General features: G+C 57.2%; 12 protein-coding genes and 1 pseudogene. 6 read left to right on the top strand and 7 right to left on the bottom strand.

The annotated features are described in order from the left end of the window. The 4 genes from RTM06_RS10005 to dcp form a co-directional block, all read left to right on the top strand. Positions 1–778 (top strand): FAD binding domain-containing protein (locus RTM06_RS10005; protein WP_312181825.1); only part of this gene is annotated, 778 nt, incomplete at its 5' end. Further along, entirely contained in the window at positions 768–3,134 is a 2,367-nt protein-coding gene (xdhB, locus tag RTM06_RS10010) for a xanthine dehydrogenase molybdopterin binding subunit (protein WP_312181827.1), read from the top strand. The genes RTM06_RS10005 and xdhB, both read left to right, overlap by 11 nt. Next, the gene (gene xdhC, locus RTM06_RS10015; protein WP_312181830.1) at positions 3,121–3,903 is read left to right on the top strand and encodes a xanthine dehydrogenase accessory protein XdhC; all 783 of its coding nucleotides are present in this window, start codon (positions 3,121–3,123) and stop codon (positions 3,901–3,903) included. The genes xdhB and xdhC overlap by 14 nt, the downstream gene beginning before the upstream one ends. A gap of 72 nt (positions 3,904–3,975) precedes the next feature. Next, on the top strand, positions 3,976–6,033 hold the full coding sequence (dcp, locus tag RTM06_RS10020; protein ID WP_312181832.1) for a peptidyl-dipeptidase Dcp: 2,058 nt from the start codon (positions 3,976–3,978) through the stop codon (positions 6,031–6,033). A gap of 24 nt (positions 6,034–6,057) precedes the next feature. Here dcp and hpxO read toward each other — a convergent pair whose 3' ends face one another. Beyond that, positions 6,058–7,215: an FAD-dependent urate hydroxylase HpxO gene (gene hpxO, locus RTM06_RS10025; RefSeq protein ID WP_312181834.1), complete on the bottom strand. Its 1,158-nt coding sequence runs from the start codon at positions 7,213–7,215 to the stop codon at positions 6,058–6,060. 262 nt (positions 7,216–7,477) lie between these two features. Here hpxO and RTM06_RS10030 point away from each other — a divergent pair, with 262 nt between their 5' ends. Together RTM06_RS10030 and RTM06_RS10035 are read left to right on the top strand one after the other, a co-directional pair. Beyond that, on the top strand, positions 7,478–7,705 hold the full coding sequence (locus RTM06_RS10030; RefSeq protein WP_409455797.1) for a hypothetical protein: 228 nt from the start codon (positions 7,478–7,480) through the stop codon (positions 7,703–7,705). A gap of 75 nt (positions 7,706–7,780) precedes the next feature. Beyond that, positions 7,781–9,043, top strand: a complete 1,263-nt coding sequence (locus RTM06_RS10035; protein ID WP_312181838.1) for a phosphatase PAP2 family protein — start codon at positions 7,781–7,783, stop codon at positions 9,041–9,043. Between the two features lie 56 nt (positions 9,044–9,099). Here the strand turns inward: RTM06_RS10035 and RTM06_RS10040 are convergent, their stop codons facing one another. The 6 genes and pseudogenes from RTM06_RS10040 to RTM06_RS10065 form a co-directional block, all read right to left on the bottom strand. Further along, the gene (locus RTM06_RS10040) at positions 9,100–9,600 is read right to left on the bottom strand and encodes an RES family NAD+ phosphorylase (RefSeq protein ID WP_256696477.1); all 501 of its coding nucleotides are present in this window, start codon (positions 9,598–9,600) and stop codon (positions 9,100–9,102) included. Next, positions 9,600–10,082, bottom strand: coding sequence for an antitoxin Xre/MbcA/ParS toxin-binding domain-containing protein (locus RTM06_RS10045; RefSeq protein ID WP_154193487.1), 483 nt, complete (start codon positions 10,080–10,082; stop codon positions 9,600–9,602). The genes RTM06_RS10040 and RTM06_RS10045 overlap by 1 nt, the downstream gene beginning before the upstream one ends. 103 nt (positions 10,083–10,185) lie before the next feature. Beyond that, complete coding sequence (locus RTM06_RS10050; RefSeq protein ID WP_312181846.1) at positions 10,186–10,515, bottom strand: DHCW motif cupin fold protein; 330 nt, start codon at positions 10,513–10,515, stop codon at positions 10,186–10,188. Between the two features lie 70 nt (positions 10,516–10,585). Further along, positions 10,586–12,069 (bottom strand): annotated as a pseudogene (locus RTM06_RS10055) (FGGY-family carbohydrate kinase). A 60-nt stretch (positions 12,070–12,129) separates the two neighbouring features. Further along, on the bottom strand, positions 12,130–12,969 hold the full coding sequence (locus RTM06_RS10060; protein WP_312181848.1) for an aldolase: 840 nt from the start codon (positions 12,967–12,969) through the stop codon (positions 12,130–12,132). Then, positions 12,956–13,396: glycerol-3-phosphate dehydrogenase C-terminal domain-containing protein (locus RTM06_RS10065; RefSeq protein ID WP_312181850.1), on the bottom strand; the 441-nt coding region annotated here is incomplete at its 5' end. The genes RTM06_RS10060 and RTM06_RS10065, both read right to left, overlap by 14 nt.

The raw sequence follows: 13,396 nt of genomic DNA on the forward strand, positions 1-13,396 counted from the left end.
GGCGCTTCAGGTGACGCAGCAGTATAAAACGCTGCCGCTGCTGATTGCGCTGGAGCAGGTCGATGAGTTGAAGTCCTGCCACGAAGATGAAACACATCTCCATCTCGGTGCTGCCGCCTCATTGCATCATTGCTACCAGTTTTTAGCGCAGTACATTCCGGCGTTTAGCAGCATGCTAGAGCGTTTTGCCTCGTTGCAAATCCGTAATCAGGGCACGCTCGGCGGCAACATTGGTAACGCATCGCCGATTGGTGATTGCGCGCCCATGCTGTTGGCACTGAATGCGCGTCTGATTTTGCAGCAGGGCGATAAGCAGCGAGAAGTTCGGCTCGATCAATTCTTTACTGCCTATCGCCAAACGGTCTTGCTGCCGGGGGAATTCATTCGCAGCATCACCATCCCTAAAGTGACGGCGTCACCCAACTTTACAGCGTGGAAGGTGGCGAAACGGTTGGATGATGATATTTCCGCCGTATTTGCCGCCATCAATCTGCAAGTCGAGGAAGGTGTGATTGTGGAAGCGCGACTGGCTTTTGGTGGCATGGCCGCTACGCCGAAACGCGCGCTGGCGGCTGAAGCACAATTGCTGGGCCAGCCGCTGAATCTCAGCGCCATCGAAAAAGCCTGCGCCGCATTGAGCGAGGATTTTCAGCCGCTGAGCGACTTTCGCGCCAGCGCCGACTATCGCCTGCAGGTGGCGCGCAATCTGTTGCGCCGCTATTACGCACAAGCGTCTGGCGAGCTGACCATTACTGAGGTATCGCGCTATGTCTCATAACCGTCCGGAACTGAACGAAACGCTGCTGAAAACCCAGTTCGCCACCGGCATGCAAACGGGCGTGGGGCGCAGTAACAAACACGAAAGTGCCGACAAGCATGTCTCCGGTGAAGCGCTGTATATCGACGACAAGCCCGATCTGCCGGGATTGCTGCATCTCTGTCCACGACTGAGCGAGCACGCGCATGCGCGCATCACCAAACTGGATGTGCAGCCGTGTTACGCGGTGCCTGGCGTGGTCAGCGTACTGACCTGGCGCGATGTGCCGGGCCTCAATGATGTCGGTCCGCTGGAACCCGGTGATCCGCTGCTGGCGCAGGACAAAATCGAATATTTCGGTCAGATCGTGATAGCCGTGGCGGCTGATTCTCCGGAAGCAGCGCGTGCCGGTGCCGCAGCGGCAATTGTTGAGTATGAAGCTCTGCCGGCGGTGCTCGACGTGCGTGAAGCGCTGGAACAGCGCTTCTTTGTGCAGCAGCCGCATATTCACCAACGCGGTGATGCCGAAGCCGCGCTGGCGCGTGCATCACGTCGTATTCAGGGCGAATTTCACATCGGCGGTCAGGAACATTTCTATCTGGAAACTCAGACGGCGCTGGTGATCCCCGGCGAAGATGACACTTTGCAGGTGTTCTCCTCGACGCAAAACCCCACCGAAGTGCAGAAGCTGGTCGCGGAAGTGATGGGCATCACCATGAACAAAGTCACCATTGATATGCGGCGCATGGGCGGCGGCTTTGGCGGTAAAGAAACGCAGGCGGCGGGCGTGGCGTGTTTGTGTGCCATTGCCGCGCGTCAGCTGCGTAAACCGGTGAAAATGCGCCTGGCGCGCCGCGACGACATGCAGATCACCGGCAAACGCCATCCGTTTTTTGTCCGCTACGATGTTGGCGTCGATGACGACAGTCGTTTCTGTGGCGTGAAGATCGATCTGGCCGGCAACTGCGGTTATTCGCTCGATCTCAGCGGATCGATAGTCGATCGCGCGATGTTCCACGCCGATAACGCCTATTACCTCGGCGATGCGCTGATTACCGGCTATCGTTGCCGCACGCATACCGCTTCGAACACCGCCTATCGTGGCTTCGGCGGACCGCAAGGTATGGTGGCGATTGAGCAGATCATGGATCACGTCGCACGCGAGCTCGGATTAGATCCGCTCGAACTACGCAAACGTAACTATTACGGCAAAACCGATCGCAACATCACCCATTACCATCAGCAGGTGGAAGACAATCTGCTGGATGAGATGACCGCGCAGCTTGAAACCAGCAGCGAATACGCCGCGCGGCGTCGTGAAATCAGCGCGTTTAACGCCAGTAACCGTTTTATGAAACGCGGACTGGCGCTGACGCCGGTGAAATTTGGCATCTCCTTTACCTCCAGCTTCCTCAATCAGGCGGGCGCGCTGATTTTGATTTATACCGATGGCACGGTGCAACTCAATCACGGCGGCACCGAAATGGGTCAGGGCTTAAACACCAAAGTGGCGCAGATTGTGGCGGAAGTGTTGCAGATTGATATCAGCCAGATTCAGGTGACTGCCACCGATACCGGCAAAGTGCCCAACACCTCGCCAACTGCGGCGTCCAGCGGGGCCGATCTCAACGGCAAAGCGGCGCAAAATGCCGCACAAATCCTGCGCGATCGCCTAACCGAGATGCTGTGTCAGCAACATCAATGCGCGGCAGAAGCGGTGCATTTCAGCAACGGCATTGTGCGCGTCGGCGAGAAACACTTCACCTTCGCCCAGGTTGCGCAGCAAGCGTGGCTTAATCAGGTGCCGCTTTCCGCCACCGGTTTCTATAAAGTGCCAGGCATTCATTACGATCGCGCCGCCGGACGCGGCAAACCGTTCTATTACTTCTCCTACGGCGCGGCCTGCTGTGAAGTGCTGGTGGATACGCTGACCGGTGAATACCGTTTGCTGCGCGCCGACATTTTGCATGACGTGGGCGCATCGCTGAATCCGGCGATTGATATCGGCCAGGTTGAGGGCGGTTTTGTGCAGGGCATGGGCTGGCTCACCTGCGAAGAGCTGGTGTGGAACGACAAGGGCAAATTGCTCACCGATGGCCCGGCCAGTTACAAAATCCCGGCGATCAGCGATGTACCGAGTGATTTGCGCGTCACGCTGGTAGAGAACCGCAAAAACCCGCAGGACACGGTGTTTCACTCCAAAGCCGTCGGCGAACCGCCGTTTATGTTGGGCATCGCTGTGTGGTGCGCGTTGCAGGATGCGGTTGCCAGCGTCGATAACTATCGTCGCCACCCACAGCTGGACGCGCCCGCCACGCCGGAGCGGGTGTTCTGGGGGATTCAGCGCTTATCAGGAGCGGACCATGATTTATCATGACTGGATCGGCGTATTGCACAGCCTGCGGGAAAAACGCGAAAGCTGTGTACTGATTACCGTGCTCAGCGAGCGGGGCTCCGTGCCGCGCGATCGCGGCAGCAAAATGGTGGTCAGCGCCACTGACACTTTTCTCACCATTGGCGGCGGCCATCTCGAATATCAATGCATTGCGCAGGCGCGCGAGATGCTGCAGCAGCGCTGCACCCAGCCGCGCAGTGAAGAGTTTGCGCTGGCTGCGCGCCTCGGCCAATGCTGTGGCGGTCACGCAACTTTGCTGTTTGAACCGCTGATGCAGCAGCAGCCGGAAATCCAGGTGTACGGCGCAGGCCACGTCGGCCAGGCGCTGGTGAATCTGCTCGCCACCTTGCCGTGCCACATTACGTGGATTGATAGCCGCGCCGCGCAGTTTCGCACCGTGCCGCCCGGCGTGACGGTGCGTCAGGTTGAAGATCCGCTCGACTGCGTGCGGGAAGCCGCGCCCGACAGCTACTTTGTGGTGATGACGCACGATCATCCGCTCGATCTGGCGCTCAGCGAAGCGATCTTGCGGCGCGGCGATTTTCGCTATGCCGGTGTGATTGGCTCTGCCACCAAAGCCCAGCGTTTTCGTTATCGCTTAGAGGGCAAAGGCATTACGGCAGATTCCCTTGCGCGTTTGCGTTGCCCGATTGGTTTAGCGGATGTGAAGGGCAAGTTACCGGCGGAAATTGCCGTGGCGGTGGCGGGGGAAATCATCAGCGTCTATCAACAGCAGGCGATAAGTTGTTGAGTGACGAGGAAACTGCCAGGATAGAACCATCCCGCCGCCACCGTGCGGCGTTGCTGATTATCAGGAGCGATAATGAATTCACGAGCTAATCCGTTTTTCACCGCCAGCACCTTGCCGTATCAAACCCCGCCATTTGACCAGATTCAGGAAGAGGATTTTCTGCCGGCGCTGGAAGCGGGCATTGAAGAGAAACGGCGCGAAGTGGCGGCGATCGCCAGCATCGCCCTGAACAGCGAAGCGCCCACCTTTCTCAACACCTTTGAGGCGCTGGAGCGCAGCGGCCAGTTGCTGAAGCGCGTCAATCTGGTGTTCGGCGCCATGACCTCTGCCAACACCAGCGATCGCCTGCAGGAAATCGATGAGCTGATTACCCCGCAGCTGACCGCGCTCAATGATGAAATCTGCCTGAATAGCCAGCTGTTCGCTCGTCTCGATGCGGTTTACCAGCATCGAGGATCGCAGTGTCCGGATGCTGAAGCGATGCGTCTGGCGGAAGTCACCTGGCAGCATTTCCAACTGGCAGGCGCCAGCCTGAACGACGCGGATAAAACCCAGCTGCGTGCCTGCAATCAGGAATTAGCAAGCCTCAGCACCCGTTTCGGCAACAAGTTGCTGGCTGCCACTAAAGCCGGTGCTTATGTGGTGAGCAATGTGGCGGCCTTGGCCGGATTAAGCGAGGAAGAGCTGGCGCACGCCAAAGCGGCGGCCGAAGCGCGTGGTTTGCACGGCGAATGGTTAATTGCGCTGCAAAACACCACGCAGCAACCGGCGCTGCAAGCCCTTGAAGTGCGCGCCACGCGTGAAGCGCTGTTCCAGCAGGCGCTAACGCGCAGCGAGCAGGGCGATGATAACGACACGCGCGACATCGTGTTACGTATGGCGCAACTGCGCGCCCAGCAGGCGAGTCTGCTGGGCTTCAAAACCTATGCCGAATGGAGCATGCAGGATCAGATGGCGAAAACGCCGGAAGCGGCTTTTGCCTTTATGCGCAATATCGTACCTGCCGCGCGGGCCCGCGCGGAACGCGAAGCCGCCGATATCCAGCAGGCGATTGAAGCCTCGCATCACAGTTTCCCACTGCGCGTCTGGGACTGGAATTTCTACGCTGAGCAGGTGCGCAAAGCCCAATACGCGCTGGATGAGAGCCAAATTCGCCCGTACTTTGAACTCAATAATGTGTTGGAGAAGGGCGTGTTCTGGTCGGCCAGTCAGCTGTTTGGCATCCGCTTTAGCCAACGCCACGATCTGCCGGTTTATCATCCCGACGTCAACGTTTACGAGATTTTCGATGCCGACGACACGCCGCTGGCGCTGTTCTACACCGACTTCTTCAAACGTGATAACAAAAGCGGCGGCGCGTGGATGAGTAATTTCGTCGACCAAACCACGCTGCTCGGCACCAAACCGGTGATCTACAACGTGTGCAACTACACCAAGCCGCAGGCAGGTCAGCCGGCGCTGCTGAGCTGGGATGAGGTGATCACGCTGTTCCATGAATTTGGTCATGCGCTGCACGGCTTGTTCGCGTCGCAACGCTATCCGAGCTTATCGGGCACCGCCACGCCACGTGATTTTGTCGAATTCCCGTCGCAGATTAATGAGCATTGGGCCAGCAACGAAGCGGTGTTTGCCAACTATGCGCGCCACTACAAAACCGGTGAGGCGATGCCGGCCGAGCTGCGCGACAAGATGGTGCGTGCCGCGAAGTTCAACAAAGGCTACGACATGACCGAGCTGCTCGCCGCCGCGCTGCTGGATTTGCAGTGGCATTCACTGACCACGCACGACAATCCGCAGGACGTCAGCCACTTTGAATTACAGGCATTGGCGGCCGAAAACATTGCGCTGGCGGCGGTTCCACCACGCTATCGCTCCAGCTATTTCCGTCATATCTGGGGCGGCGGTTATGCAGCTGGCTATTACGCCTATATCTGGACGCAGATGCTGGCCGATGACGGCTATCAAGCCTTTGTCGAACGCGGGGGATTAACGCGAGAAAACGGTCAGCAGTTCCGCGAGCATATTCTGTCTCGCGGAAACAGCACCGATTTGCAGCATCTGTGGCTGGCGTGGCGCGGCAAAGAGCCGGAAATCGGCCCAATGCTGAAAAACCGTGGATTAGAGTCGTAGGGTCGCCATTGATGGCGACCTGGTTCAACCGAACGGACCGCCTTCAATCGTATCGCACATACCGGCCAGCACTCGCTCGCCGGTTTCATTTTTCAAATCCGCATACCATGCCGCCGTCACTTCCACATCTTTCGCATGGGTAACATCACAGCGCTTGCGGGCCTTCAACACCAAATTTTTGGTGCGCTCCACGCGACGGCTTTCATAGCGCAACAGCGCATCCTCAATCCCCAAAGAGTGTGACGCCAGCGTCTGCGCCAGCACCACTGCATCTTCCATCGCCGCACAACCGCCTTGCCCGATATCCGGCGTAGTGCTGTGCGCGGCATCGCCCAGCAACGCCACGCGACCTTTAACAAAACGGCTAAAGGGTTCGATATCGTGGATTTCCACGCGATTGGTGGTTTCCGGGTTAAGACGTTCTATCAGGCGCTGCACCGGTTCGGCCCAGCCGCTGAAGTAGCCTTTAAGGTCACTTTTCAGCGTGGCGCGATCCTCCGACAAGCCTTTTGGCAATGGGACATCAAAGAAGAAGTAGAAGCGGTTATCGCTGACCGGCATCAGCGACACGCGTTTGCCTTCGCCAACAAAAGTGGTCCATTGATCGGCGGGCGCAATCGCATCATCAATCGTCACCAGGCCGTTCCAGTTGACGTAACCGGCGTAACGACGTTCGACGCTTTCGCCCAGTACATAGTGGCGGAGCACCGAGTGCGTGCCATCGGCGGCAATCAGGAAATCGCCTTCGGCCTGGCTACCGTCATCAAACCAGGCGGTGACGCCGTGCTCAGTTTGTTCAACCTGCGTGACGCGTTTGCCAAAGCTAATGCGCGAACGTCCGTAGGTATCGATCAGCATCGCCTGCAATTCGGCGCGCGCCACTGGATAAGGATATTCACCCACCTGTTGCACCAGCGGTTCCATGCTGAAGCGGGTGAGTGTGCTGCCGCTGTGCGCATCGTTGTAGGCCATAAACGCCATGTTGCCACCCAGCGCGCGCAGCGGCTCTTTCATACCCAACGCGTTGAGGCATTTTACGCCGTTGGGCCAGATGGAGATCGCCGCACCCACCGGCTTCATCTCTTTCACTGCTTCAAACACCGCAGTGTCAAAACCCGCTTTCTCCAGCGCAATCGCAGCACTCATACCGCCAATGCCCGCGCCAATCACAATTGCTTTCATATCCGTCTCCTTTGCTATACATAAGAGACTGCAACTTTTGTACCAGATTCGCGTGGAAGCCGACTTGTGGTTATCTCTTTGATTTTACATTGGCACAGCAGCATCTGGCTTTGCTGTTCTGCACTACAGTGGCGCACATCTATGCACTGTAGAAGGGCAACTTGTGACAAAGGTTGAATCGATTGTTTCAGCATGGTAATTGGCGCCGCAGCAGCCATACTCTTTACACCCTTCCTGCGAGAACTCAATCATGAAATGGATAATGGCTTTAGCCTTGCTGTTCAGCGTCAGTTTGCTGGCACAACCCCAATGGCAGCCGGAACGAAAAGCGCCGATGGTCCAACTGACGCCGATTGCCGCCAAGTGCGATGTTTCAGCCTGTCAGCAGAATTGCTATGTGCAGCAATCACAGTGCAAAAACGACAATAACGGCGGCTGCGGCTCGCTGGCACAAATTTGCGTACAAAACTGTGCCAGTCAGTGTCGTTAAGTGAAATAAATCTGTCATAACCGAGTGCTAGCGTGTTTCCCCGGCAAGGTAATATTTTGATAACAGGGGAAAATAATGAAAACCCGCTTCACACTGATTGCAACGGTTCTTCTGCTGGCACAGCAGGCACATGCGGTTTCACTGCCCGATGCGGCCGCGCTGGCAGGCTCAACCTCCACCGGTTCCACCTCCGCTTATAGCGATCTCGAGCAGCAATCACTGCAAGCTGAACGTCAGGCGCTGCAAGGCGACAGCAGCACGCTGACGCGTGAGCAACTGGAAAAAGCCAAACAGACCGCGAAACAGGCTGACAAACAGTGGCTGAAAAAAAGCGGCTACGATTTCAAAACTAAAGAGAACCAGCAGACCGGAATTGCGCTGCTGTCCGGCTTTAGCGCGTTGCCCGCCAGCGTGCTTGATGCCAGCCAGGCCACCGTTACCAGTATCAATCTGAACGCCACGCAAAATGTGCGTCATCAGGCACTGGCCGATGCGGAAGCGATCAGCTATCTCTATTTCCTCTCTGATGCGCTCGGCCCACGTCTCGGCAAAGCCTTCCTCGCCGCTTACGACAAAGGTGAGATCGGCAAAGCGGCGGCGTTGATCAAAGCCAGTGAAGTCAGCACCAGCGCGGCGAAAAAGCACTTTAACTATCCGCGACCGTTCCTGTGTGAGGGCAACAGTATTCATCTGGTGCCGGACGATGTGGTGGTAACAGACAACGTGCGTTACACCGCCGAAGGCGGTTCTTTCCCGAGCGGCCATACCAACACCGGTTACACCGATGCCTTGTTGCTGGCCGAAATGGTGCCAGAACGTTTTGAAGCCTTGGTAACGCGCGGCGCGCGCTACGGTTATTCGCGTTTAGTATTGGGCGTGCATTACCCGCTGGATGTGATGGGTTCGCGCATGGTGGCGCAACGCAACGTGGCAAACTATCTCAACGATGCGCGCTATCAGGCGCTGTTTAGTGAAGCGCGCGATCAACTGCGTGCCGCGCTGGAGAAAGAGTGCGGCACGTCGCTGGCTGAGTGTGCGCGCAGCAATAGCAAGGACGATCCTTATCGCTCATCTGCGATGAAGCAGTTCTATCGTTTCACCATGAGTTACAACCTGCCAAAAGCCAATGTGCAGAACACGCCTGTCAAAGTTCCGCAGGGCGCGGAGATCCTGCTGAAAACCGCGTTGCCGCAGCTGTCTGATGCGCAGATTCGCAGTCTGATGGTGAAAAGCGCGCTGCCAAACGGTTATCCGCTGTCTGGCAATACAGCGGATCAGTCATTCTGGCAACGTGTTGATTTAACGGCGGCGTTTGCTTTAGCGAAACCGACTTTGTAGGGTCGCCATTTATGGTGACCCGGTGCGTATGAATACGCACCCTACGAAAACCCTCGTCACGCTTTGATCCGGCGATCAAGCGTGAAGGGCGCTGAAGTGGCTTGTGCAAAGAGGGCGGCGGCGGCGGGATGGTCGGGATTGAGGATGGCGTTATCTTCGCCGGTCAAAATGCTGGGTACCGTCAACAGCAAAGGTAAGCCGCCTTGCAAATCGAGGAACGCGGCGCCGATCGCCTGCGTCTCTTCCTGCTGCTGATACTTTTGCCAATCGCTGGGCAGCTTACTGCTGTCCAGCGCCATGATTTCGCTCTCAGGGATCGGCAGGGTAAAAATCACAAATCGGCTCTTCTCCAGCATCGCTTTACCGGCATGCACCACCAGTTCCAGCGTGGCGAGCGCCTTTGAGCTACTGAGGTAAACCGTCTTAATACCGGGCGGATTCCAGCGTCCGCCCCATTTTTCAGCGCCAGCGCCGCTAAACGCCTCGCTGGCATACTCTTCTTTCACTAAACGATAAAACAATCGATGGGGAGCATCCGGTTCCTTCCGTTGCGTCATTACACAATCACTCCGTGTTCCAGGCGACCAATCAGCGTTAACACCGCATCACAGCCCGCAGGCGTGCTCAGCATCTCCATTGGCAATGCATCGTCCAGTGCCAACGCAGGTTGATACATCCAGTGCATGGCAGCGTCAACGTCACCGGCAAATAATTGCAATACGGCATCCAGAATTTCGAACACCTGATACACGCGCGCACCTTGCTCCACCGAGAGTTGCGATCCAGCTTTCTCACGGCGGCGATAGGTATTGCGATCGATCGAGACCATTTGGGCAACATCCAGCGGCGTTGCTTTCAGCACCGTGGCCGCGCGTTCAACGATGCCAACGTCCAGACCTTCGGTGATCAACTGATGTGCTTTCAGCGGATTACGCGGCAAGCCCATTTGATCCATAAAAGATTGCTGAGCGTGCTGAATCAGCGTCGGATCGAAGACGCGTGCGGCGTTGCCGTGATTGAATGGGGATGCAGTTGTCATCACAACCTCCTGAGTAATGTTCATTTGAACATTTTGATAGTTCAAGTGTACATCACTGCACAGAGGTTGTCATTTTTTGTACGATCATAAAACTAATGCATTGTTAATCAACAATAAACAGCTTTGCACCTCTGACGGTTGAGGAGCGGTGCGCTTCTGCATTGTCTGCGACCTGATAACTCACGCCTGGCGTTAACGTGAAGGTGCGACCATCATCCAGCTCCGTCACCATTTCACCTTCGAGGCAAAGCAGAATATGGCCTTTGCTGCACCAGTGATCCGCCAGATAACCGGGTGAATACTCCACCATCCTGACCCGAATATCGCCAAAGCGTTGGGTGCGCCACAAAGCAAAACCCGCATCGCCGGGATGGGTTTCGGACGCGATGTCGTTCCAGGTGGTAATGCCGAAGGGAAGCTGATTGATCTGCATACGGATGTCCTTAAGTAGAGTAAATAAGACAGCCATGATTAGCAGCGAGAAGAAAATTAAGCCAGTAAAATCAACCGGCTTCCTGCCACATCTCGCGCATCGCCAGCTCCAGCTTCTTAAACACCCGATAACGCGTATCGTGAAACGCAACGCGATCCGCTCGCGGCAGCAGCGCGCCGGGATTGATCTGCACCGCCTGCTGCGCGGCCTCGGCGAGATTACGCCACGCGCCGACGCCCACACCGGCACACAATGCTGCGCCGAGCGCACCGGTTTCTTTGCACTCCGCAACACGAATCGGTATGTCTAACACGTCAGCAAACATCTGCGGCCAGACGAACTGCGCGCCGCGCCGCCCGACAAAATGGCCTGCGTAAAAGGGATGCCCGCCGCACGCAGGCGATCGATATGCGCCCGATGGGCAAAGGTCACGCCTTCAAACAGCGCGAACAGCATATCGGCGCGCGTATGCCAGCCGCCTAAGCCATAAAACCCGGCTTTGGCCGGTTCTGATTTACGTCCGGAATAGAGGTAAGGGTGATAGAGCGGTAGCTGGGCATTGGGTTGCACGTGCGCCACGCTATCGCTGCTGCGCACCGCGCCTTGACCGCCGCGACCGTCGTCAAATTCGCGCAGGAACCAGTCGAGATTCGCCGCCGAGGTGGCGCTGGCCTCAATCGCCATATAGCGATCGGACTCAATAATGGAGTTCATAAATACCGGGCGCAGATAATCGGGTTTATCCACTACCACCTGATTGATGCTCCACGTCCCGGCGACAATCGAGGCTTCACCGGTGTTCACCACGCCAGAACCGACGGCGCTGGCCACCACATCAAAGATGCCCGCAACTACCGGAATGCCCGCCGGTAATCCGGTGAGCTGTGCAGCATGTTGTGTGACATGGCCAACCACCTCGCAGGATTCACGCAGTGCGGGCAGCAGGGCGAGCGCCTCTTCGATGCCGTACAGCGCCATCAATTCACGGCTGTAGCCGCGCACGCGATAATTAATCAAACCCGCTCCGGCGGCATCCGAGAAATCTGCGCTGATCGCGCCACTGAGAAAATGGGCGATAACGTCTTTCGCTAACAGTAAATGGCCGATTTGCGCCCAGCGTTCGGGTTGATGTTGTTTGATCCAACTGATCAACACTGGCGTTGCCGCAGGCCAGGGTTTTTGCAGCGAAATCGGGTAGATGCGCTTATCCGCGCCGCTCATTTCCAGCGCGTGCACTGTGTCACAAGCGCGATGATCGATAGATTGAATACCAAACAGTGGCTGCTGATGCTTATCCAGCGCGTACAAACCGTTGCCGTGGCCGGCCGCGCCAACCGCAATCACATCGCTGGCTGGCGTCTCCGCCTGCTGCAGGCAACGGCTCACCGCATCGCTGACGCCATGCCAGATATCCGCCACCGGTCGTTCGGCGTATCCTTCCTGCGGACGATGGGTTTCTCCCGCGCACTCGGCCACCGACAATACGCGACCGCTAAGATCAAACAGCACCGCTTTGATCATGGTGTTTCCGGCATCAATACCGACTATCTTCATATCCGACTCCGTGCAACTGGCGAAGACGGCGCACCGCTTAAGCGCCGGTGCAGGTAAGGCTTAACCCTGCTGATAGATTTCCAATGCGTCCGGGCCGCTGGCGCCCTGATGAATAATCGCCATCAGCGCTTTCACCACGCGGGACGGATTATCGTGCTGAAAAACATTGCGGCCATACACCATGCCGCTGGCACCTTGCGCCATTAGCGCGGCGCTTTTCGTCAACACGCCCGCCAGTTCACCTTTGCCGCCGCCGCGCACCAGCGTGGGACAGCGCGCTGCTTCCACCACGCGATGAAAATCCTCCACGTTCTCAGTGGGATCGGCTTTGATAATATCGGCACCCAACTCACGCGCCAGCCGTACCAGCGGCACAATCTTCTCCACATCGCCGAGTGAGCCGTAAGCTGCGCCTTGCCCGGCGGGAGCCATCACCAGCGGTTCAATCATCAGCGGCATGGCGTAGCGATCGCAGGCCTGACGCAGGCGGCCAATGTTTTCAACGCACATGCGGAAAATGCCCGGTTCATCGGGGATCAGATAGAGATTAACTACCACTGCGGCGGCATCCATCTGCAACGCGGCAAGGATTGGTTCATCCGGATTGTGCAGCACCGCCCACATTTCCCGGTGACGCGCCGCGTTATAGGCATTGCCCACATCGGTGCGCATCACCAGCGCCGGTTTGCGTCCCGCCACACGCTGCAGCAGATCGGCCTGACCGTAGTTGACCTGAATCGCATCCGGCTGCGCGGCGATCAGGTTATCCATCACGCCCTCAATATTCTCCAGACCGATGAGAAAATCGGGCTCGTTGGCGATACCGTGATCGATGGCGACATCCAGACATTTGCCGTGCTGAAACAGGCGCTGCATGCGCACTTTATTAGTTACTAACATGTCGTGTTTCCTCCTGAAAAACCGTGGGGTAAAGGCCGGTAAGTCCGTGCAAACGCGCCAGATTGGCGCAGCAGCGCTGCAGCTGCTGCGCGCGTTCGCTATCGCTCCAGCCGAGCGTCGCAGCCATGATTTCGGCGATCTCCTGCACCAGCGGCGCGCTAAGTTCACCGCAAATCGCCAGCGAGGTGCGACGTACCAGCAAATCCTCCAGCTGACAAACCTGTTCATGTTCAATCAGATAACGTAATTCGACATCGCTGTAGGCGGCGTGATGCTGCAACATTTGCTCGCCGTGCTGCTGGATCAGCGCCAGTAGCGGCAACGCGTGGCTACCGTAACGTTTGGCGAGCTGCATCACGCGCGGCAGCGGCACGCCATAACGCTGCGCCAGTTGCGCCAGCCACGCGGTTTGTCCTGAAGGTTTGGG

The sequence above is a fragment of the Pantoea sp. CTOTU46764 genome (assembly GCF_031974595.1).
GTDB classification, from domain to species: domain Bacteria; phylum Pseudomonadota; class Gammaproteobacteria; order Enterobacterales; family Enterobacteriaceae; genus Pantoea; species Pantoea trifolii.